Consider the following 22,518-nt stretch of genomic DNA (forward strand, 5'->3'; position numbering starts at 1 on the left):
GCGGTAACTTAATGCAGTGACAGTAAATGATGCACCACCGGCTTAGCATCGCCACGGTGAAAACTCACCACTTCACGTTGCAGATCGGCATCGGCGTTGGAAACGCGCTGATGCTGACGTAAGTGCTCATGCCATGACTCCACCAGAAACCACTCCACCAGCGTATCGCTTTTAGCGCTATGTTCTGCGATCCCCCACGCCGATGCACCGTCACGACGTCGCACCAGTGACAGCTTACGAATAGCACTGAGAAATGCCGGGCGATCTTCCTGCGCCACCTGATAGTGAATCTGAATCATTACCGGACCGCGATCGTCGCCTTCCAGCTCCGGCGTCTCCCAGTGGCCCGATGGCTGTAAATCGGCATCACCGGCAGGCAGTTTCAGCCGCCAGACCAGCAATGCTGACATCAATAACGCTGCACCGGCAATCAGCAGCGTGGTAACTAAGCCACTCTGACGCGCCACCAGTCCCCAAAACAGACTGCCGCCGGCCATTGCGCCGTTAAACACCATTAACCAGACCGCCAGCCCGCGACCGCGCACCCAGTCCGGCAGTACCGCCTGCGCCACACCGTTCAGCGTAGTGAGGGCAATAATCCAGCCAACGCCCAGCACCACCATCAGCGGTAGCGCCAGCCACTGTGGCGGTGTTAACGCCAGCAGCACCATCACCAGCGCGGAAAGCACCGCCGACAGCAGCATCAAGCCATCGCTACTCAGCAGCTGACGTAAACGCGCCAGCAATAAGGCGCCGGCAATCGCGCCAACACCCACCGCGCCGAGCATCATGCCGTAGAAACCGGCGTCGCCCTGTAACAAATTACGCGCCACCAGCGGCAGCAATGCCCAGATACCACTGGCAAAGGCAAAGTAGATGGCCGCACGCAGCAGTACCCGGTGCAATTCGCGGCTGGCTCTGACGTAACGCAACCCGGCACGGAAAGCGCCAAAAAAGTGCTCCTGCAGGGCATCCTGCGCTTTATGCGGTCGTTTCCACCACAGCAACGCTGCGATAACAAATACATAGCTCAGCACATCGGCGCCATAGGCCGCCCAGGCACCCAGTCCGGCCAGCAGTAAGCCGCCGGCTGCCGGGCCGATAGCGCGCGCAATATTAATACCCAGAGAATTTAGCGCCACCGCATTTCTCAGCTGCGGTCGCGCCACCAGTTCCGGCACAATCGCCTGCCAGGCTGGCCCCATTAATGCCGCGCCGATGCCGCCGATAAATGTCAGCGCAATCAGATAGTCCACCGTCAGCAAATTATAATGTGACAGCAGCAGCAATGTGCCGCTGACGCTGGCCAGCAACAGCTGAACAGAGATCAGCAGCCGACGGCGATCGAGAATATCGGACAATACCCCAGCGGGTATCGCCAGCAAAAAAATCGGCAATGTGGCGGCGGTCTGCATCAGCGCCACTGCCGCCGGATTAGATGATAATCCGGTCACCAGCCATGAGCTGGCGACATCGCGCATAAAACTGCCGGTATTGCCCATCACGGTGGCCGCCCAGATAACGGCGAACAGCCCCTGGGTTAGTGGCGCAAACGCGCCGGATGCTGCCGTAGTCTGAGTCGGGTTACGCATTATTCTCTCCTGCCGGAGCCCTGCAATCAGGACTCCGGCGTTAGTTTGCAGTCAGCCAGCTTATGCTTTACGCGCCGGGGCTTTATGCACCAGGGTGTAGGCGTAATCGACACCCATACCGTAGGCGCCGCTGTGCTCACGTACCAGATCCATCACCGCGTCATAGGTCTCTTTGCGCGCCCAGTCACGCTGATACTCCAGCAGCACCTGCTGCCAGGTTACCGGCACCGCGCCAGCCTGCACCATACGGTCAATTGAGCGCTCATGCGCATCAACGCTGGTGCCGCCGGAGGTATCGGTCACCACATATACTTCATAGCCCTCTTTCAGCGCCATCAGCGCCGGGAAGGTCAGACAAACTTCGGTCCATAGCGCAGAGATAATCAGTTTTTTACGCCCGGTGGCTTCCACTGCTTTGACAAAGGCGGCGTCTTCCCATGAGTTCATCGAGGTGCGCTCAATCGGCTGCACATCCGGGTGCACCGCCAGCAGTTCCGGCCAGATATAGCCGCTGAAGCTTTCGGTTTCCACCGAGGTGTAAATCACCGGCACGTTAAAAACTTTGCCCGCTTTCGCCAGGGCGACAGTATTATTTTTAAGCTGCTGGCGATCGATATTGGCAACGCCGAAAGACATTTGCGGCTGATGGTCGATAAAAATCAGCGTGGAGTTCTGTGGGTCAAGCAGGTCGAATTTAGACATGATTATTTCCTCTCAGGATGTTGTTTTCGGTTAGTGTTGTGCTGCTGGAAATCACAATACGAGAGGAATGGTTTCACAGATAGCGGAAAGAATTTGTTAACTTGTTCAGAATTTTTTGACAGGCCGCGCGCGCGTAATATCCATTAAAGTCATACAGATAGCTTGTCAAAAAACCTTTAACAACTCGTCAAAATAAAATTAAGCACACCACATCAGCACGGGCGGCGAGAACGCCGCCCCTGCATAAGTCTATGAGTGTTCGGTACGGGCGGCGTACTCGCCGCCGGTAATCAACCGCTTTCAAGAGAATTTCTGTGCAGTGACCAGCATCAGGGGGCACTTTATCTTTTACCGCAGACGCACCGGCTATGCTCACTTCTAAAAAAATAGGGTTTCGCGGTACCAAAATAACGAAATCTTATTAACACAATCCGATTTCCCGCTAAATAACATGAATAGCTAAAGTAAATATAAGTTCATCCTTATAGATGAGCACATTAATACAGTGCAAGCGGTAATACCCTGAAAAATAAAACGTCACTTATATCCGAAAAAAATGGGTATCTTAAGTTGATTGTTTCCCGAACGGGAAACTTCACTTTCCATATTAAATATTGCCATCTGACATTTACAACGCAACACTCATTCTCGCCATACAGATCATCCCGCTGAAAAAGATGAGCTTAATTAAAGCTTATTGTAAGCATTACCTGTGGACGTTATGCAAAAGTCGGTAGCGAAACCTCTTTTAACTGTCATTAAGGAGCATGCTTTATGTTATTCAATGAACAATCACTGGCACAAATTCCAATGCGCCCCGCTAACCTTGCGGCCCCCTCTCCGGTGACAGGCTGGCCAGCACATTATAATGCCGCGATGTTTTTATCATTTGATGTCGATGCGGAAACCGCATGGACCAGTAAAGATCCGGCCCATGCCGACAGACTGGTTACCATGTCTTACGGTGGTTACGAAAACAGAGTAGGCGTCAATAAGCTGCTGGAGATGCTGGAAAGTTTACAATTAACCGCCACCTTTTTTATCCCGGGATGGGTAGCGGATGTCTATCCGGCGATGGTAGAGAAAATTGCTACCGCTGGCCATGAGATTGGACATCATGGCTATCACCATTTACTGCCAGATCCGGGTGCAGACTACTTCTCCGCGGAAATAAGCAAAGGATTTGAGAGCCTGGCAAAATTGGGCATTACCCCCACTGGCTATCGCGCTCCCTTTGGCGAGAACTGCTATGAGTTATTGCAGGTGCTGCAACAAGCCGGAATAAAATACTCCAGCTCATGGCGTGATGATGTCATGCCCTATCGGCATATTTTCCCCGACCAGCGCGAGGGTATTGTTGAACTTCCTGTTACCGCCAGTTATGACGACTGGATGCATGGACTTTGCGCACGCTTCAGCCCAAGAACGATTTTGCCGCGCGAGCAGGTTTTATCAATGTGGCAGGACGAGCTGGATGAAGTACGTGCCTGGGGGGCCATGGTGACCACCGTTATTCATCCACAGGTCAGCGGTCGCCCGATGCGTCTGCGTTTATTACGCGAGTTCCTCGAATATGCTATTGAAAAAAATGATGTCTGGATCACCACAGGCGAGAATATATACCAACACTTCTTAGCCAGCGAAATAGCGAAATAGCGAAATAGCAGTTACAAAACAGCATACTGGCTTACTTTTCAGGCCGTTTTACTTATCTGATATCAACATTATTATCATTTTAAGGAGTGCGTTTATGCGTTATTTACCAAAACAGCTGGCGATATTGTGTGGATGGTTAATGGCAATGTTTTCGGGATTCTCCTGTGCTAAAGATCTTATTGTGGGTGGTTACCCGAGCTATCCGCCAGTGGAAATGCGCGATCCCGCCACGGGTAAATCCGTCGGATTTGATATAGATTTTGCCGCAGAGCTGGCGCAGGAAATGGGCGTAAAAATCACTTTCTCCGAAACAGCATTCGCTCAGTTAATTCCTTCATTGCAAACCGGTCGCCTTGATTTCTTTCTGAGCGCCATGAATGATACCGCTGAAAGACAAAAACATCTTACTTTTGTTGATTATCTGCGGTCAGGCACTCAGTTAATGGTATTGAGCTCTGCAGCCGTTCAGGGGAATACGCTAAAAGATTATTGTGGCAAAAAAATTGCGGCAAGTCGCGCAACCAATATTATTGCACAACTTAATGAATGGAGTGATAAACACTGTACTCAAGCGGGATTAACTAAGATGAACGTTGTTGGCGCCGAGAATAATATCGACGCCAGAATGCAACTTAAACAGAACCGTGTCGATGCCATGGCCCAGGATAGCTTAACCATTCCTTATATCCAGCAAATCGAAAAAGGCGTGTTCACCACTGTGGATCAGCCGATCAATTTCAGCTACATGGGGATGGGCGTATCAAGCGATAATGTGCCATTGCAGAAAAACTTACAGCAGGCGCTGCAAAAAATGATCGATGATGGTCGCTATGCCGCGCTGCTTAAGAAGTGGAATTTGCCAGAGGTCAGTGCAGTGCCTGCCGCATTAATCAACAGTAAACCGGCGACAGCGCTCTGATTAACGGCTGTGATTCTCTGCACGCGATAACGAATCACAGCCACTAAAGAACAGAATCTTTCCCCTTAGCCTGGCGTTCACTGCCTTGCTTATCGCCAATCACTTCACCGATCCGCTGTGCGATATATACGCTATGGGTTTCAAGGGCAAAGTGACCGGTATCCAGCAGCTCCACGACGGCGCTGGCATTATCACGTCGGTAAGCTTCAGCTCCCGGCGGAATAAAGAACGGATCGTTTTTGCCCCAGATGACCAGCGTTGGCACCTGCTGCTGACGGAAAAAGGCCTGAAACTGCGGATAGCGTTCGAGATTGCTGGCATAGTCGAGGAACAGCGCCAGCTGAATATCTTTATTACCGGGACGCTCCATCAGCAGGGTATCCAGCATCCAGCTTTCCGGCGCCACGCTGTGCGGGTCGCTTACGCCATGCAGATACTGCCACTTCACCCCTTCTGCGTTCAGAATCGCATCGCGAATAACCTGACCATTCTCTTCTGAAGCATCAGCCCAATAAGCACGCACCGGCTCCCAGGCATCGCCCAGCCCTTCAAGATAGGCATTGCCGTTCTGAGAAATCAGCCCGGTGACGCGCTCAGGATAAGCCAGTGCCAGACGCAGCCCGGCCGGCGCGCCATAGTCAAACACATACATGGCGTAACTTTTGAGACCAAGTGCATCGACAAACGCAATCAACGTCTGACCCAGCGAATCAAAGCGCCAGCTGTAATGGCGATCCGCCGGTACGTCAGTAAAGCCAAAACCAGGCAGGTCCGGCGCAATAATATGGAATCGGTCAGCCAGCAGCGGAATCAGCTCACGGAACTGGTGCGAGGAAGCAGGAAAACCGTGCAGTAACAGCAGTGTCGGGTTTAATGGATCACCGGCCTCGCGATAAAAAACGTTTACACCATCTGCTTGTTGGTATTTGTAGTGCACCGGAAATGCGGATTGTCGGTTCATCATATCGCTCCATTTGTAACTATTGAATTTAATTTTAGCGGTTACTTGTTGAGTGATTATGTGCAATATTTGTAACCTGTCAAGTGCATTTTTAGAGGTTACTTTGTGGTTTTTTCCTCTCACAGTAACTGTTCACCCTTTGTTTTATGGGTTACATTAAGCATCGTTTTGCTTATGGAGGTTTTTATGGCGTCTGAAACTCACACCCATTCCGCTAACAGACCTTTGTTTGTGGCAGACCATCCTGCGCTGGATTTTATCAATACGGTGATGCAGGTTGATGGGCATCCACAGGACGTCTTTCAAGCTGATAATGACGTAGACTGCTGGCTACAGCAGGCAGAGCTGGCAATTGCTAATGAGGACGTGACAGCAGATGCTGGCGCTTTGCTACAGGAAGCGCGTCGGTTGCGTGACGTCATCAGAGAAATGGTCGCAGACAAAAAGGCGGGTAATGTTGTTAAGCCAGAAGGGATTAACCGATATCTGGCAGCGGCCACTGTTTATCAGCAGCTGGTTAGTTCTGAAGAGGGTGGATTGCAGTTAAAACGTATTTATACCAGCCAGACGCCGGTACAAAAGCTGGCGCCAGTGGCAGAGCAGGCAGCCCTGTTAATGGCCGATGAGAACTTTGTGCTGGTGCGGGAATGTGAGCACCCGGATTGCAGCCTGTGGTTTTTTGATCGCACTAAGGCGCACCGCCGCCGTTGGTGTAGCATGGCGGTTTGTGGCAATCGGGCAAAAGTGGCGCGTTTCCGGCAACAGAAAAAATAACCGATTATTGCCGCTGTATTCGCTCCTGCCGTTAGCGGGGGCGCTAATTAACAGCGCCTTTAATTACTGAAGCGCCAGAGGATAAAATTTGGCGCTTCAGTAATAATGGCTATGCTAAAACTTACATAACCCTTGTTCTGACATGAAAAACGTCAGGATCAGAACGGAATATCGTCGTCAAAATCCATTGGTGGTTCATTGTTCGCCGGCGCGTTGTTCTGCTGCTGCTGCGGACGAGACTGCGCGCCGCCGCTGAACTGGTTGTTATTACCGCCCTGCGCTGCCTGTGGCTGCTGTGGCTGACCCCAGCCATTGTTGTTGCCCTGACCGCCGCTCTGGCCGCCTGCTGATGCGCCGCCGCCCTGTCCACGGCCACCCAGCATCTGCATGGTGCCGCCAACGTTGACCACGACTTCAGTGGTATATTTCTCAACGCCAGCCTGATCCGTCCATTTACGGGTCTGGAGTGCGCCTTCAATATAAACCTGAGAGCCTTTACGCAGGTATTCACCTGCCACTTCAGCCAGCTTGCCAAACAGCACGACACGGTGCCATTCGGTCTTCTCTTTGGTTTCGCCGGTCGCCTTGTCACGCCAGCTTTCGGACGTGGCCAGAGTAATGTTGGCAACCGCCCCACCATTCGGCATGTAACGGACTTCCGGATCCTGACCCAGATTTCCGACAAGAATCACTTTGTTAACGCCTCTGCTGGCCATGTTGGTCTCTCCGCTGAATATTCATTAAGTCTAAACCCTAAATTCTAACATGGCATCCGGCCAGTTCCTACTTTCAGATCACCCACGTAAAAAGCCGAGCCTTGTTGCAACGTTGCAGACAAACACTGGATATCCATTCAGGTTTTTTTGTGCCATAATGACACGTTTAGTTCTGGCTGTGCCGGGCCTGGCTATAACGGGTAGGGGCACAGTGAGGTCTGTGTTAATCCGGGAAACGTGCATGGATAAGATTGAAGTCCGGGGTGCCCGCACCCACAATTTGAAAAACATCAACCTGACCATTCCTCGCGACAAACTGATTGTTGTCACCGGCCTGTCAGGTTCCGGTAAGTCCTCGCTGGCGTTTGATACGCTGTACGCTGAGGGGCAACGACGCTACGTGGAATCGCTTTCTGCTTATGCGCGTCAGTTTCTCTCCCTGATGGAGAAGCCGGATGTCGATCATATCGAAGGCTTGTCGCCAGCGATCTCGATCGAGCAGAAGTCAACCTCGCATAACCCGCGTTCTACCGTGGGCACCATCACTGAAATTCACGACTACCTGCGCCTGCTGTTTGCCCGCGTTGGCGAGCCGCGCTGTCCGGACCATGATGTGCCGCTGGCGGCGCAAACCGTCAGCCAGATGGTGGATAATGTGCTGGCGCAGCCGGAAGGCACGCGTCTGATGCTGCTGGCGCCGGTGGTGCAGGATCGTAAAGGCGAGCACACCAAGACGCTGGAGAACCTGGCTTCACAGGGGTATATCCGCGCCCGTATCGACGGCGAAGTGTGTGATCTCTCCGATCCGCCCAAGCTGGAACTGCAAAAGAAGCACACCATTGAGGTGGTGGTTGACCGCTTTAAGGTGCGCGAAGACCTTTCCCAGCGTCTGGCCGAATCTTTTGAAACTGCGCTGGAGCTCTCCGGCGGCACGGCGATTGTCGCCGATATGGATGATACCAGCGCGGAAGAACTGCTGTTCTCCGCCAACTTTGCCTGCCCGATTTGCGGCTACAGCATGAGCGAGCTGGAACCACGCCTGTTCTCATTTAACAACCCGGCTGGCGCCTGCCCGACCTGTGATGGTCTGGGCGTGCAGCAATACTTTGATCCGGATCGCGTGGTGCAGAATCCCGATCTGTCTCTGGCGGGCGGCGCGATTCGCGGCTGGGATCGACGTAATTTCTACTACTTCCAGATGCTGCGCTCGCTGGCAGAGCATCTGAAATTTGATATCGAAGCGCCGTTTAGCGAGCTGGATGAGAAATCCCGCCAGGTGATCCTGTACGGTTCCGGCAAAGAGAGTATCGAGTTTAAATATATCAACGATCGTGGCGACACCTCCGTGCGTCGCCATCCGTTTGAAGGCGTGCTGCATAATATGGAGCGCCGTTATAAAGAGACCGAATCTGCCGCAGTCCGCGAGGATTTGGCTAAATTTATTAACAACCGCGCCTGCGCCAGCTGTGAAGGCACGCGCCTGCGTCGCGAAGCGCGGCATGTGTTTGTTGAAAACACCACCCTGCCGACCATTTCGGAAATGAGCATTGGCCATGCCATGGACTTTTTCCAGAATATGAAGCTCAGCGGCCAGCGGGCGAAAATCGCTGAAAAAGTGCTGAAAGAGATTGGCGATCGCCTGAAGTTCCTGGTCAACGTTGGCCTGAACTATCTGTCGATGTCGCGCTCAGCCGAGACATTATCCGGTGGTGAAGCGCAGCGTATCCGTCTGGCGAGCCAGATTGGCGCCGGACTGGTTGGCGTAATGTATGTGCTGGATGAGCCATCGATTGGTCTGCATCAGCGCGATAATGAACGCCTGCTGGAAACCCTGATCCATCTGCGCAACCTCGGTAATACCGTGATTGTGGTGGAACATGATGAGGACGCGATCCGCGCCGCCGACCACGTGATTGATATCGGCCCGGGCGCCGGGGTGCATGGCGGCGAGATCGTCGCGGAAGGCACGGTCGACGATATTATGGCTACCGAGAATTCGCTTACCGGCCAGTACCTTAGCGGCAAACGTGAAATCGCCATTCCGCAGCAGCGCGTACCGGCCGATCCGGCCAGAGTGCTGAAGCTGAGCGGCGCACGCGGTAACAACCTGAAGGATGTCACCTTAACGCTGCCGGTCGGTCTGTTCACCTGTATTACCGGCGTCTCCGGCTCCGGGAAGTCGACGCTGATTAACGATACGCTGTTCCCGATTGCCCAGCGTCAGCTGAATGGCGCGACCATCGCGGAAGCGGCGCCCTATCGTGATATCACCGGTATGGAACATTTCGACAAGGTGATCGATATCGATCAAAGTCCGATTGGTCGTACACCGCGTTCCAACCCTGCCACCTATACCGGTATCTTTACCCCAGTGCGTGAGCTGTTTGCCGGGGTGCCGGAATCGCGTGCGCGTGGTTACAATCCGGGCCGCTTTAGCTTTAACGTGCGTGGCGGGCGTTGTGAAGCCTGTCAGGGCGATGGCGTGATCAAAGTGGAGATGCACTTCCTGCCGGATATCTATGTCCCTTGCGACCAGTGTAAAGGTAAGCGCTATAACCGCGAAACGCTGGAGATTAAGTACAAGGGCAAGAGCATTCACGAGACGCTGGAGATGACCATCGAAGAGGCGCGTGAGTTCTTTGATGCGGTGCCTGCGCTGGCGCGTAAGCTGCAAACCCTGATCGACGTCGGTCTCTCTTATATCCGTCTCGGCCAGTCGGCGACTACGCTGTCAGGCGGTGAAGCGCAACGCGTGAAGCTGGCGCGTGAGCTGTCGAAGCGCGGTACCGGTCAGACGCTGTATATTCTCGATGAACCGACTACCGGTCTGCACTTTGCCGATATTCAGCAACTGCTGGAAGTGCTGCATCAGCTGCGCGACCAGGGCAATACCATCGTGGTGATTGAGCACAATCTTGATGTGATCAAAACCGCCGACTGGATTGTTGATCTCGGCCCGGAAGGCGGCAGCGGCGGCGGCGAAATTCTGGTGTCCGGTACGCCGGAGACAGTCGCCGTTTGCGAAAAATCGCATACTGCACGCTTCCTGAAACCATTGTTAAAAATCTAATCTTTAGCGGGGCCGGTGCTGGCTGGCCCCACAATTTCCCTCTACGCCCGCTTTTTACCGCTTCTGCTTAATTGCCCATATTCTTGCAGAATCAGGCAAGATTTAGACATTTTCAGGCATACCCTTCTGCCCCGCCACTGACTACGCTTAATGTTCGCTTCTTTGCTGTTTTTTATCTTTAGCAGTTCCCCACGATACGACACTAACCCGATCTGGAGACACCATGAATATTACGCACGCCTATGCCGCGCAGGATGCTAAATCCCGTCTGGCGCCATTCGAATATCAGCCGCGTGAACTACGTGAACATGATGTACAAATTGAAGTGCTGTTTTGCGGCGTCTGCCACTCCGACCTTCATCAGGCCCGTGATGAATGGCATAACACCGTTTTTCCGGTTGTACCAGGACATGAAATTGTTGGCCGCGTGACCGCTGTCGGTGGCCACACCGAGAAATACAAGGTTGGCGACCTGGTGGGTGTTGGCTGTCTGGTCGACTCCTGTCGCACCTGTTCCAGCTGTGAAGAGGGTCTGGAGCAGTATTGCGAAAATGGCTTCGTCCTTACCTATAACGGCGAGGATCGTCACGACGGCAAGATCACTTACGGTGGTTACTCCACTCAGGTGGTGGCGCATGAAGATTTTGTGCTGCGCATTCCGGAAAATCTCGATCCGGCCGGTGCCGCGCCGCTGCTGTGTGCCGGTATCACCACTTTCTCACCTTTGCATCACTGGGGCGCAGGCCCGGGCAAGAAAGTCGGTATTGTTGGCCTCGGTGGCCTCGGTCATATGGGCGTGAAAATCGCGCATGCGATGGGCGCACATGTGGTGCTGTTTACCACTTCAGAATCCAAAGTCGCTGACGGTAAACGGCTGGGTGCTGATGAAGTGGTGATCTCGAAAGATCCTCAGCAGATGGCGCAACATACCAACAGTTTTGACCTTATCCTTAACACGGTGGCAGCCCAGCACGATCTGAATCCATTTCTTGAACTGCTGCGTCGTGACGGCACCCTGACACTGGTCGGTGTACCGGAACACGATCATCCATCACCGCATGTGGGGAATCTGATCTTTAAACGCCGCACCATCGCCGGTTCACTGATTGGCGGTATCGCCGAAACGCAGGAAATGCTGGATTTCTGTGGTAAGCACAATCTGGTTTCCGATATCGAACTGATTAAAATCAGTGAAATTAACGAAGCCTACGAACGTATGCTGAAAAGCGATGTGAAGTACCGCTTTGTGATCGATCTCGACAGCTTGCGCAGCGAAGCTGGCGTGTAAATTTGTTGGGAGCCGAAAACGGCTCCCCTACAATGTTTTATACACCCATTTCGATAATTTTAATCCGCATAAGCGGCAGTATGGAAATCAATTTCCCACTTCAGCACCTTGCCATAGAGCGTCGACAGCGCCATTTTCTCTTCTGCGCTCAGCGTCTGCGCACAACGATCTAACTCATCTTTTAACCAGCGCGCCTGCTGGTGAAACTCCTGTTCCGCATGCATCTCAACCCAGCGACGTAAATCAGCGTCACTTTGCGTCTGTTTTGCCACCCGCGCACACCAGTGGTAGTACATCCATTCAGCGCCAAACATTAAGGTGATAATTTCCGCATAACTGCCCTGTTGCGCGACCTGTAGCATGCCGTCACGAAAGCGACGCACTGCGGGCAGATCATCCGGGTAATCAGCGCTGACGACCTGGCGCTGCGCCAGCACCTGCTCAAACCAGGCAATTTGCGTGTCCACCAGCGCATTCAGCACCCCAATCAGCCAGCGCTGCTGGCGAATATCCGGCGCTTTACTGACGCCCAGCGCAAAGATGGCAATCGCCGTGGCGACAAAGTTGCCTTCAAACACCAGATAACGGTTAAATACCGCAGCGGGCAGGCGATCCTGCTCAATATCGCAGACAAAGCGATGCTGTTGCATTGCCTGCCAGGCACCCTGATGCTCGCGCAGCAGGCGGTCGCTAAATAGCGCCATCTTATTCCCCCTCCAGCGCCGCGCGTGCCGCCGCCATAAACTGTTTTACCCGCACCAGCTCGACATCATTCCACCAGACGCCATCCTGTTTTAACGCGCTGGCGACAATCACCCCCTGGGTGCGTGACAGGATCTGCCCGACGTTATCCGGCGTCACGCCGGAGCCCACCAGCAGCGGCAGCGCGGTGGCGCCACGGATCTCATCAATCTCATCAAGGGTGGCGCTATCACCGGTACGCTGGCCGGTGGCGATCACCGCATCAGCCTGGAAAAAGTCGACGTCGCGGGTTAATTCGGTAATTGAGCGGTCAGCGACAATCGCGTGGCTGCCATGTTTTACGTGGCTGTCGGCAAATACGCGAATATGCTCAGCGCGCAGCTGGCTGCGATAGCGCAGCGCCTTCGCCGCCGCCCCTTCGATAAAACCTTCATTGGCGATGTAGGCATTAGCCCACTGGTTGACGCGTATAAAATCTGCCCCCCCGGCCAGCGCCGTCGCCAGCGCCGGAATCGCCGCATTAGCCAGTACATTAATCCCCAGCGGAACAGCAAAACGGCTGCGAATTTTTTCGGTAATCACCGCCATCAGCGCGGCGGTTTCCGGGCCGATATCTTCAGGTTTAGCAAACGGGATATCGCCATGGTTTTCTACGATCAAACCATGGACGCCACCGGAAATATAATTATCAGCATCGCGTAGCGCGCGCTCAATAATATCCTCCACTGATTTTCCGCTGTATTTTGGTGTTCCTGGGAAAGGGTCGCAGTGAATAACACCAATTACCACTTTTTCACGTGAAAATATCGCTTGTATTGCGTCAGTTTTTTCTGCTGATATAGAAACCATTATCTGCACCTTACATCAAGGAAACGTTATGCGAGTTTATGTCACCGGTAATATTACCGTCGATGAAACCTGGGAAATAGATGAGTTACCCTTAAAGGGATCCTCGATTCATGGAAAAAAACATTCACAGGATATTGGCGGCAAAGGGGCAAACCAGGCAATTATCCTGTCGCGCTGCGGAATAAACACCAGCTTAATCGCAGCAACCGGCGATGATAATGATGGCCGCTGGATAAGAGATGTGATTATCCAGGAAAACCTTTGTCTGTTACCCACTTCGTCATTACCTGTTCATACTGATACCTCAATTATATTTAATATCGCCGACGGTGATAATGCGATTATTACCACCACCGAAGCCGCCGATGCGTTAGATCTTGCCACTGTCGCGCAGGCGCTGGAGAGTGCCGTGCCGGGTGATGTCCTGCTGCAGCAGGGCAATTTTCCGCTGGAGAAAACCCGGGCCATTTTCCAGCTGGCACGCGACAAACAGATGATCACCGTATTCAACCCCTCGCCAGTAAAAAGCGGCTTCGCTCAGCTGTGGTCATTGATTGATATTGCCGTACTTAATCAGCTGGAGGCGCAACAGCTGCAACCGGTATTAACTCGCGCCGCCAGCACGCTGGTGATCACCACTGGCGCCAGCGGCGCCTGGCTATATCAACAGCAGCAACGCCACTTTGTTCCTGCCACGCCGACGACGGCAATTGATAGCACCGGCGCGGGCGATACCTTTCTCGCTGTAATGCTGGCCTCGGCGCTACGCCGCAACGTTAATATTGATCAGTTAGCGCTTACTCACGCAGCCAGCGCTGCCGCCATTACCGTTAGCCGCCGTGGCACCCTGAGCGCTTTCCCCACCCACAGCGAACTTACCGTACTTCTGAACCGCGACCAGCAGGCGGCAAACTGAGTTATTTAAACAGCGGACGGTAAGGATCAACGTTTGCTTTGGTGACCACTTCTGCTGGCACCAGAATATTTTTCGCCACGGTTTTGCCGGATGTAATGGCGTTCAGCGCTTTCAGCGCTTCGGCACCCATTTTTTCCGGATCCTGTTGCAGCACCGCCGCCACATAACCCTGGTCGATACCGTTAATTGCGCGCGCCGTCAGGTCCCAGCCAAATACTTTGATATCTTTCTGCCGTCCCTGGTTTTCGACGGCGGCAATCGCGCCCAGCAGCGCCGGTTCACCGGTGGCATAAATGGCGGTCATATCCGGGTTACCGGTAATCAGGTTCTCCGCCGCGGTCATCGCATCATCCTGAATATTGCGGCCATCAACCACATCCGCGACGGTAATCTGTGGGTTGGACTGAATGGTGTCGGTAAAACCTTTCTGCCGGGCGTTCTGGATCGCCGAATTCAGCGCACCGACGATGCCAACCCGCGCTTTGCCAGCCATCTCATGCTGCACATAGTCGACAAAATGCTTACCAATAATCTTACCGCCTTCGATATTATCGACGCCGACCTGCGCGGCCTGTGGACCGGCAGGCAACACCGCATCAATCGCAATCACCGGGATGTTTTTCGCTGCCGCTTGCTGGATCGCTGGCATAATGCCATTAACATCAATCGCATCAACCAGGATACCTTTCACACCCTGCTGGATATAGTTTTCAATGGCATCGTTTTGCGCCACCGGATTATCATTGGCGTTAAAAATCACTAAATTCTTCCCGCTCTCTTTCGCCGCCGTTTGCGCGCCTTTATTCATTAAATTAAAGAACAGCGCCTGCTGGTTAATTTGCACCAGCGCATAGGTTGGGGTTTCCGCCAATGCATTGCCGATCATAAAAACAGAAGCCAGGAGCGTGGAGGTAATAATGCTTTTTTTTGCGCTGCTGAATAACATCATAAATGCCCTCGTCGGAATAGCGTCGCCCGCACCAAAGGTGTGCGGAGGTATTTTTTTGGCGGGACAAATATCACGAGCACACGACAAAAATAGCCGTATGTTAAGGCAAACGTTGCTGTTCCATTTCGGCTGCCGGTCCATGTCGGTGCCTGGGCGAAATGTCTTAGTAACGTGAATGGGTGTTGCAGGTAAACTGGTTATTAAAATTCGCCTCTGCGCAAAAATTGTCAAGGATTAATTTTTAACCACCGGCGATACCGGCGGCGCAAGGCACAGCAGAAAGTGCTATAACTGCCGCTTACAACTATGCTACTGATATTCATTCCCCCCTTTGCTGGTAAGGCCAATGATTAAAAAACGCGTGCTGCTTTCCGATGTGGCTAACCTTGCCGGGTTATCAAAAGCCACGGTGTCACGCTATCTGAATAACAGCATTGTATTGCCGCCGGAAACGATTGAGCGCATCGAGTCAGCGATTAATCAACTCGATTACCGCGGTAACAGCCTGGCGCGCCGTCTCAGCAAAGGCGGTAGTGAAACCCTCGGTTTAGTGCTGCCCGATATCACCAACCCCTTTTTTGCCGAACTGGCCGATGCCGCCGAAGAGGCCGCTTCCGAGCGTGGTTACAGCCTGGTGCTGTGCATCACTCGCAACAACCCGGATAAAGAGAGCCAGTTTATTCGCTGGCTGGATACCTGCCAGGTGGATGGTCTGCTGTTTACCACTAACCGTCCGGATAACGGCTTGTTACGTAAAGAGATTATGCGTCAGCAGCGCATTGTCCTGCTGGATGAAGATATTCCGGGCAGCCAGGTGCCTAAGGTGTTTGCCGATAACCTGCAGGGGGGCAAAATCGCCACCGAGCAGCTGATTGCCGCCGGTCACCGGCATATCGCCTTTGTCGGTGGTCCGGATGCGCTGATGAGCGTGCGCGAACGTTATCAGGGTTACTGCCTCGCCATGCAACAAGCCGGGCTGAGCTGCCGACCGGAATGGGTAATGTTTGGCGCCTATCAGCGTGAATTCGGACAGCAGGCGCTGACGCAACTGTTTAGCGGCGCCGAGCGTCCAACGGCGGTATTTGCCGCCAGCGACTATCTGGTGCTGGGGCTGCTGGACGGGCTGCGTCAGCGCGGCTTACAGGCGCCGGAAGCGCTGTCACTGGTGGGCTTTGATGACGCCAGTTATGCCGGATTTACCCAACCGCGAATTTCGACGATCCGCCAGCCCGCGCGCCAGATGGGCCGCCTGGCGGTGGATATGATGCTGCAACTGCTAAATGGCAAGGGTGAGTCTGCCACTGAAATGCGCCTGCCGGTCGAATGGATCGCCCGCGACTCGATTAAATCTCTGCTCTGAACGCACCAAAGTGGTGCCTGGCGCACAATTTCCGCACATAATCACATCATCGGTTGTGCATTTTTTCATCACATGCATAAACTTATTAAGCAGCAGGTAAACCGGTTTACTGAATGTGAGATTTTTTTGTGCTTATTTTCCAGCAGGTTAGTCACAATAAAATCGACCACTTTTTAAGCTGGCATGGTTGCTGCTTTATCCAACATGGCGAACAAGTATCTTTATGTAATGTTGTTATGTTTGCGATTACCCGGCCTGACTGCGCGCATTTAGGTAAACCGGTTTACAAGGCGTGTAAACCGAAAATGAGCGCAGCACAGGCGGGAATCGCGGACATCCTCCGACCTGAAATACGGCACTGGGAGTGATGAGATGCAACAGCAACAAGCGGCCCCCTCGCGGGTTGAGATGGTCAATATCACCAAGACTTTCGGTTCGATTCGCTCGCTACGCGGCGTCAATCTGCAACTGGCGCCCGGCGAAGTGCTGGGTTTAGTCGGCGATAACGGCGCGGGTAAATCCACCCTGACCAAAGTTCTCTTCGGCGCAGTAGTGCCCACCAGCGGCACCATCCGTATCGATGGTGAAGAGCAGCACTTTGCCAACCCGGCCGATTCACGGCGTTGCCATATCGAGATGGTCTATCAGGATCTTTCGCTGTGCGACACCGTCGATGTGGCAGGCAACCTGTTTATGGGGCGCGAACCGATCAGACACCGGCTGGGGATCCCCTTTCTCGATCAAAGCAAAATGCATGCGGATGCGCGCGAGATGCTGAAAGGGTTAGGGATTTCCATTCCTGATACGCATCTGCTGGTGCGCAATCTCTCCGGTGGACAGCGTCAGGCGATAGCGATTGCACGTGCGGCAGCTTTCGACCCTAAAGTGCTGATTATGGATGAACCTACCGCCGCACTGGCGGTTGCCGAAGTGGAAGCGGTGCTGGAGCTGATTCGGCGGGTCAGCGCGCGCGGGGTCAGCGTTATTCTGATTACCCACCGTTTGCAGGATCTGTTCCTTGTCTGCGACCGCATTATGGTGATGTACGAAGGCAGCAATGTCGCCGACCGCCTGGTGTCGCAGACCAGTCTCGGCGATATCGTCAACCTGATTGTCGGTGAGAAATTTACCGCCCATTCAGCCCGCGCCCACTAAGGGAACATCAATGAGTATGATTAATTTGTCTGGCTCCCGCACCATTCAGCATTCACTGCCGCGGCGCTTGCTGCATAACCACTCCGGGGTGGTCAGTATCGCGCTGTTTTTTATCTTCTGCTGCGTGGTGTTCTCGCTGATTACCAATAACTTTCTCAGCAGCGCCAACTGGCTGAATATTATCCGTCAAAGCGCGCCGCTGCTGATTGTCGCCACCGCCATGACGCTGGTGATTACCACGGGCGGTATCGATCTCTCCGTTGGCTCCACCCTCGCGCTGGTTGGCGCACTGTCAGCCATTGCGCTGAATAACTGGGGTCTGCCCTGGCCGCTGGTGTTGATTGGCGGCCTGCTGCTCGGTGGTCTGGTCGGCGCAATCAACGGCTTTTTTATCGCTTATGAAGGCATTCCGGCGTTTATTGTCACCCTTGCCACCCTCGCGGTGGTACGTGGTATCGCCCTGCTGGTGACCCAGGGTTACTCGATCCCGATTCCGGCCGACAGCCCGTTTACCTTTATGGGGCGCGCCTGGGTGCTTGGCGTACCGATGCCCGCGCTGATTGGCGTGGCGGTGCTGATCGTCGGTCATTTCGTGTTGCAGAATATGCGCTTTGGCCGTTATATCACGGCCATCGGCGCTAACAGCGAAGGCGCACGCCGCAGCGGCATCAATACCAAAGCGGTGACGATGAAGGTGTATATCATCAGCGGCATGGCGGCTGCGCTGGCGGGGATGATTATTACCGCGCGCCTTGGCAGCGGCTCCTCGAATCAGGGGGAAGGTTTTGAATTGCAGGTGATTGCGGCGGTGGTATTAGGCAGCACCAGCCTGTTTGGCGGGTTTGGCACTATTATCGGTACCTTACTTGGTGCGCTGTCGATTGCGATTATTCAGAACGGGTTGATCCTGTCGCATATCTCGCCGTTTTATACCCAAATTGCCACCGGTGCCATCATCCTGTTAGCCATCTGGCTCAATACCCGCATTCTTAATCCGACCCGATCCGCGGCCAAAGGATAGCGTATGAAAGGTTCTCTGTTTCGCCATGCCGACCCGTTACCAGTGGGGGTCAGCAGCGGCCATGTAATGACGGTGCTGGGTCCGCTGCCGCTGGCGCAAATGGGTGTCACCCTGATGCATGAACATATTTTGCTGGATGCGTCCGGTAAATGGGTGCCGCCCTGCTGCTGTAGCGATCGCCATATTGCTGAAATGCCGGTACGTATCGAGAATCTTGGTGAGCTGTCGCTTAACCCGTTAATGAGCCGCGATAACTGCCAGCTGTTTGATGTGGATGTGGCGATTGAAGAGCTGATGAAATACCGCGCGCTGGGCGGTGAAACGGTGGTTGACCCGACCAATATCGGCATTGGCCGCGATCCAAAAGCGTTGCAGCGCATCTCACGGCTGACCGGTCTGAATATCATTATGGGCACCGGCCTCTATCTGGAGCCTTCGCATCCTGAGTGGGTGAAAACCACCAGCATCGGGCAGTTAAGCGACAAGCTGATTTATGACCTCGGCGGCATGAGCGAGAAACCGGAAGTGATTGCCGGCCTGATAGGTGAAATCGGCGTCTCCAGCCGCTTTACCGCCGATGAAGAGAAGTCGCTGCGCGCCGCCGGTCGCGCCAGTGCCGCTACCGGCGTCGCTATCGAAGTCCATCTGCCTGGCTGGGAACGGCTCGGCCATAAGGTGCTGGATATTCTTGAGCAGGAAGGCGCCGATCTGCGCCATACCGTGCTGTGCCATATGAACCCCAGCTTTGCCGATAAGCAGTATCAGCGCGAGCTGGCCAGTCGTGGCGCATTTCTTGAATATGACATGATTGGCATGAGCTACTACTACGCCGATGAATCCGCCCAGTCGCCATCTGATGAGGAGAATGCACGCGCGATCTGTGAATTGATCGACGATGGCTATATCCATCAACTTTTACTCTCCCAGGACGTGTTTCTGAAAACCATGCTGACCCGCTATGGCGGCCACGGTTATGGCTACATCCTGAAACATTTTGTGCCGCGCCTGCGCCGCCATGGCGTTAGCGGCGAGCAGCTTGAGACATTAATGATTGCTAATCCGCAGCGCGTTTTTGGCGGGTAATAAGGGGATACAGATGCAGAAGAAGGTCCTGCTGGTCGGGGAGTCCTGGACCAGTACCGCAACCCATATTAAAGGTTTCGATCAGTTCGCCACCGCCACTTTTCATAACGGCGCCAGCGAATTTCTTACCGCGCTGGCCGACAGTGAATACGCGATTACCCATATGCCCGCCCATGAGGCGCAGAACGGTTTTCCGCTAACGCTGGCGGCGTTGCAACAGTGGGATGCAATTATTTTATCCGATATTGGCGCTAATACGCTGCTGCTGCATCCGGATACCTGGCTGAAAAGCCAGCGTACCGCGAACCGCCTGACGCTGCTGCATGACTATGTGGCGGCTGGCGGAAGCCTGATGATGATTGGCGGCTACTACAGTTTTCAGGGGATTAACGGCGGCGCGCGCTATCGCAATACTGCGGTGGAGAAAGTGCTGCCGGTGCGCTGCCTGGCGTGGGATGACCGTATTGAAACCCCGGAAGGCTGCTTTGCGGAAATTCAGCAACAGCATGCGCTGTTCAGTAATCTGCCCGCAGAGTGGCCATGGCTGCTGGGTTATAACGAAGTAGAAATGCACCCGGAAGGAGAACTGCTGGCGACCATTGCCGGCACCAGCCATCCGCTGGTCGCCACCCGTCACTATCAGCAGGGACGTTCGCTGGTCTGGACCAGCGATATGTCGGCGCACTGGTTGCCGGAGGCCTTTTCCCAATGGCCCGGCTACCGCCAGTTATGGATTAACTGCCTTGACTGGCTGACCGGGAAAACCGCATGAGCGAGACCCTTGCTTTAACCCGGCAGCTGCTGGGTTTTGACACTATTAACCCGCCAGGTAATGAAGCCGCCTGTATGGCGTTTTTCGCTAACTGGCTGGAGCAGCAGGGTTTTTCCGTCACTCTGAGCCAGTTTGGCGAGCAGCGGGTCAGTCTGATTGCACGCATCGGGGGTCAGAACCCGGCATCGCCGCTGGCTTTTACCGGTCATCTGGATACCGTGCCACTGGGTAATCAGCCATGGCACTATGACCCGTTTGGCGGCGATCTGGTCGATGGCAAACTCTATGGTCGTGGCAGTAGTGATATGAAAGCGGCGATCGCGGCTTTTGCGCTGGCCTGCGTAAAACACCGGTCGCTGATTCGTCAGGGCCGAGGCGTGGTGCTGTTGATTACCGGTGGTGAAGAGACCGGCTGCGACGGCGCACGCGCGCTGATTGAGCAGGGATCATTACCGCAGCCGGGGGCGTTGATTGTCGGTGAGCCGACGGCCAACTACCCGGTCATTGGCCATAAGGGCGCGCTGTGGCTGCGCTGCGAAACCCGTGGTAAAACCGCCCACGGCGCAATGCCGGAACTGGGGATTAACGCAATTTATCTGGCCGCCGATGCGCTGGGTAGGATTCAGCATTTTCAGCCCGGTCCACCGCATCCGCTGATGAAGCAGCCAACGCTGAATGTCGGACGCATTCAGGGCGGAATGAATATTAATTCGGTGCCGGACCGCGCGCAGTTTGATGTTGATATCCGCACCGCGCCCGACTTGCAACATAGCGACATTCAGCAACGGCTGGCAGCAACTTTAGGGGAAGCGGTGACAATTACGCCGCTGGTCGATCTGCCCGCGGTACTGACCGCCGAAGATAATGTGTGGATCCAGCAGGTTTATCAGCGCTGTCAGCCTTTACATCCGTTACCGCTGGCGGCGCGCATTGTGCCCTACTTTACCGATGCTTCGTTATTGCTGGCGGCACTTGGCTCACCGCCCTGCATTATTCTCGGCCCCGGCGAACCGGCAATGGCGCATCAGACCGATGAATATTGCGAACTGCAAAAGCTGACTGATGCTGAAGCGCTATATGGCCAGCTGATTGTCGACTGGATGGCTTAAATCACGACGGCAAGTGACTGGCTCCGGCAGATCGGGTATTGAGCGCCTGTTGCAGTGAGGCGTCCACCAGATAGTAAATCTGCGAATCTTTCAGCGATCCATCGAGAAATACCGTGCTCCAGTGGCTCTTATTCAGATGCTCACTGGGCAGTACATCCTGATGCTTATCACGCAACAGCTCGGTCAGCGCCGGAGATGCTTTCAGCGACACTGCCGGACGCCCCTGCACATCGTGCACCATCGCAAACAGCACATCATCGACTTTAATCTGGGTCGCTTTCCAGTCGCTATGGACGCTCTGCTCCGCGCCTGGCTTATTCATACAATAAGAAAGCAGATCCGAAGTGTTCATGGTTATTCCCCTTGTAGCGTGGCGACAATCTGACGTGAACCGCCGTGAATACGATGCTCGCCAAGCCAGATGCCTTGCCAGGTACCCAACACCAGACGCCCACGACTGACCGGCAACACCAGCGAGGTACCTAACAGCGACGACTTAATATGAGCAGGCATATCATCGGCTCCTTCATAGTCGTGCTTCCAGGGTGCATTTTCCGGAACCTGACGCAAAAAATGCTGTTCCATATCGCTGCGCACCGTGGGATCGCAATTTTCATTCAACGTCAGTGAGGCCGAAGTATGCTGCAGCAGCAGATGCAGCAGGCCAACCTGAATATCCTTCAGACGGCGCAACTCATCGACAATCTCATCAGTAACCAGATGAAAACCTCGCGATTTCTCGCCAAGCGTAAGGGTCTGCTGATACCACATCTCATTATTCCTTTGCTGAATGTCTGTGGTTAAGTGTGCAGCATGTGGGCGAAAGGTAAACCCAGCGCGGGAAAATAGTTAAAAAAAGCAGCGGAGGTGGGCGTGAGGGCAATAGACAGAATGAGTGAACTGTCTGACGCAAGAGGAATTGAG

At 54.0% G+C, this 22,518-nt stretch carries 21 protein-coding genes; 12 read left to right on the plus strand and 9 right to left on the minus strand.

What is annotated here, in order from left to right; translation table 11 throughout:
- Positions 1–8: 8 nt before the first annotated feature.
- Positions 9–1,592, minus strand: coding sequence for an MFS transporter (locus tag N5923_RS14135; protein ID WP_267141989.1), 1,584 nt, complete (start codon positions 1,590–1,592; stop codon positions 9–11).
- 60 nt (positions 1,593–1,652) lie between these two features.
- Positions 1,653–2,294, minus strand: a complete 642-nt coding sequence (locus tag N5923_RS14140; protein WP_017801650.1) for a hydrolase — start codon at positions 2,292–2,294, stop codon at positions 1,653–1,655.
- 774 nt (positions 2,295–3,068) lie between these two features.
- Between N5923_RS14140 and N5923_RS14145 the strand changes: the two genes are divergently transcribed.
- Positions 3,069–3,950 carry a polysaccharide deacetylase family protein gene (locus N5923_RS14145; RefSeq protein WP_267141990.1) on the plus strand — a complete coding sequence of 294 codons (882 nt, stop codon included), beginning with the start codon at positions 3,069–3,071 and terminating at the stop codon, positions 3,948–3,950.
- A gap of 94 nt (positions 3,951–4,044) precedes the next feature.
- Positions 4,045–4,869 carry an ABC transporter substrate-binding protein gene (locus N5923_RS14150; RefSeq protein WP_267141991.1) on the plus strand — a complete coding sequence of 275 codons (825 nt, stop codon included), beginning with the start codon at positions 4,045–4,047 and terminating at the stop codon, positions 4,867–4,869.
- Between the two features lie 43 nt (positions 4,870–4,912).
- On the opposite strand, the gene N5923_RS14155 is transcribed toward N5923_RS14150, so the two are convergent.
- Entirely contained in the window at positions 4,913–5,830 is a 918-nt protein-coding gene (locus N5923_RS14155) for an alpha/beta fold hydrolase (protein WP_267142051.1), read from the minus strand.
- A 186-nt stretch (positions 5,831–6,016) separates the two neighbouring features.
- Here N5923_RS14155 and N5923_RS14160 point away from each other — a divergent pair, with 186 nt between their 5' ends.
- Positions 6,017–6,604, plus strand: a complete 588-nt coding sequence (locus N5923_RS14160) for a CGNR zinc finger domain-containing protein (RefSeq protein WP_267141992.1) — start codon at positions 6,017–6,019, stop codon at positions 6,602–6,604.
- Between the two features lie 158 nt (positions 6,605–6,762).
- On the opposite strand, the gene ssb1 is transcribed toward N5923_RS14160, so the two are convergent.
- Complete coding sequence (gene ssb1, locus N5923_RS14165; RefSeq protein ID WP_267141993.1) at positions 6,763–7,320, minus strand: single-stranded DNA-binding protein SSB1; 558 nt, start codon at positions 7,318–7,320, stop codon at positions 6,763–6,765.
- Positions 7,321–7,561: 241 nt separating this feature from the next.
- Here ssb1 and uvrA point away from each other — a divergent pair, with 241 nt between their 5' ends.
- Both uvrA and N5923_RS14175 read left to right on the plus strand, forming a co-directional pair.
- Positions 7,562–10,390 (plus strand): excinuclease ABC subunit UvrA, encoded by a 2,829-nt coding sequence (uvrA, locus tag N5923_RS14170; protein ID WP_267141994.1) that lies wholly within the window; start codon positions 7,562–7,564, stop codon positions 10,388–10,390.
- Positions 10,391–10,613: 223 nt separating this feature from the next.
- The gene (locus N5923_RS14175; protein ID WP_267141995.1) at positions 10,614–11,678 is read left to right on the plus strand and encodes an NAD(P)-dependent alcohol dehydrogenase; all 1,065 of its coding nucleotides are present in this window, start codon (positions 10,614–10,616) and stop codon (positions 11,676–11,678) included.
- Positions 11,679–11,737: 59 nt separating this feature from the next.
- On the opposite strand, the gene N5923_RS14180 is transcribed toward N5923_RS14175, so the two are convergent.
- Together N5923_RS14180 and N5923_RS14185 are read right to left on the minus strand one after the other, a co-directional pair.
- The gene (locus N5923_RS14180; RefSeq protein WP_267141996.1) at positions 11,738–12,382 is read right to left on the minus strand and encodes a TenA family protein; all 645 of its coding nucleotides are present in this window, start codon (positions 12,380–12,382) and stop codon (positions 11,738–11,740) included.
- Position 12,383: 1 nt separating this feature from the next.
- Positions 12,384–13,229, minus strand: a complete 846-nt coding sequence (locus N5923_RS14185) for a BtpA/SgcQ family protein (RefSeq protein WP_267141997.1) — start codon at positions 13,227–13,229, stop codon at positions 12,384–12,386.
- A 28-nt stretch (positions 13,230–13,257) separates the two neighbouring features.
- Between N5923_RS14185 and N5923_RS14190 the strand changes: the two genes are divergently transcribed.
- Positions 13,258–14,145 (plus strand): PfkB family carbohydrate kinase, encoded by an 888-nt coding sequence (locus N5923_RS14190; RefSeq protein WP_267141998.1) that lies wholly within the window; start codon positions 13,258–13,260, stop codon positions 14,143–14,145.
- Position 14,146: 1 nt separating this feature from the next.
- Here the strand turns inward: N5923_RS14190 and N5923_RS14195 are convergent, their stop codons facing one another.
- Positions 14,147–15,094, minus strand: coding sequence for an ABC transporter substrate-binding protein (locus N5923_RS14195; RefSeq protein WP_267141999.1), 948 nt, complete (start codon positions 15,092–15,094; stop codon positions 14,147–14,149).
- Positions 15,095–15,440: 346 nt separating this feature from the next.
- On the opposite strand from N5923_RS14195, the gene N5923_RS14200 reads away from it, so the two are divergent.
- The 6 genes from N5923_RS14200 to N5923_RS14225 all read left to right on the plus strand — a co-directional run bounded on the left by N5923_RS14200 (position 15,441) and on the right by N5923_RS14225 (position 21,594).
- Positions 15,441–16,454, plus strand: a complete 1,014-nt coding sequence (locus N5923_RS14200; protein WP_267142000.1) for a LacI family DNA-binding transcriptional regulator — start codon at positions 15,441–15,443, stop codon at positions 16,452–16,454.
- Between the two features lie 408 nt (positions 16,455–16,862).
- A complete protein-coding gene (locus N5923_RS14205) occupies positions 16,863–17,609 on the plus strand; it encodes an ATP-binding cassette domain-containing protein (RefSeq protein ID WP_267142052.1) in 747 nt (248 codons plus the stop codon).
- Between the two features lie 19 nt (positions 17,610–17,628).
- Positions 17,629–18,630 carry an ABC transporter permease gene (locus tag N5923_RS14210; RefSeq protein WP_267142053.1) on the plus strand — a complete coding sequence of 334 codons (1,002 nt, stop codon included), beginning with the start codon at positions 17,629–17,631 and terminating at the stop codon, positions 18,628–18,630.
- Positions 18,631–18,633: 3 nt separating this feature from the next.
- A complete protein-coding gene (locus N5923_RS14215) occupies positions 18,634–19,713 on the plus strand; it encodes a phosphotriesterase family protein (protein ID WP_267142001.1) in 1,080 nt (359 codons plus the stop codon).
- A gap of 13 nt (positions 19,714–19,726) precedes the next feature.
- Positions 19,727–20,485 carry a glutamine amidotransferase gene (locus N5923_RS14220; protein WP_267142002.1) on the plus strand — a complete coding sequence of 253 codons (759 nt, stop codon included), beginning with the start codon at positions 19,727–19,729 and terminating at the stop codon, positions 20,483–20,485.
- On the plus strand, positions 20,482–21,594 hold the full coding sequence (locus N5923_RS14225) for a M20 family metallopeptidase (RefSeq protein ID WP_267142003.1): 1,113 nt from the start codon (positions 20,482–20,484) through the stop codon (positions 21,592–21,594). The genes N5923_RS14220 and N5923_RS14225 overlap by 4 nt, the downstream gene beginning before the upstream one ends.
- 1 nt (position 21,595) lies before the next feature.
- Here N5923_RS14225 and N5923_RS14230 read toward each other — a convergent pair whose 3' ends face one another.
- Together N5923_RS14230 and N5923_RS14235 are read right to left on the minus strand one after the other, a co-directional pair.
- Positions 21,596–21,946: an MmcQ/YjbR family DNA-binding protein gene (locus N5923_RS14230; protein ID WP_267142004.1), complete on the minus strand. Its 351-nt coding sequence runs from the start codon at positions 21,944–21,946 to the stop codon at positions 21,596–21,598.
- Positions 21,947–21,948: 2 nt separating this feature from the next.
- On the minus strand, positions 21,949–22,365 hold the full coding sequence (locus tag N5923_RS14235; RefSeq protein WP_267142005.1) for a secondary thiamine-phosphate synthase enzyme YjbQ: 417 nt from the start codon (positions 22,363–22,365) through the stop codon (positions 21,949–21,951).
- Positions 22,366–22,518 lie beyond the last annotated feature (153 nt).

The organism is Winslowiella arboricola (assembly GCF_025527015.1).
GTDB classification, from domain to species: domain Bacteria; phylum Pseudomonadota; class Gammaproteobacteria; order Enterobacterales; family Enterobacteriaceae; genus Erwinia; species Erwinia arboricola.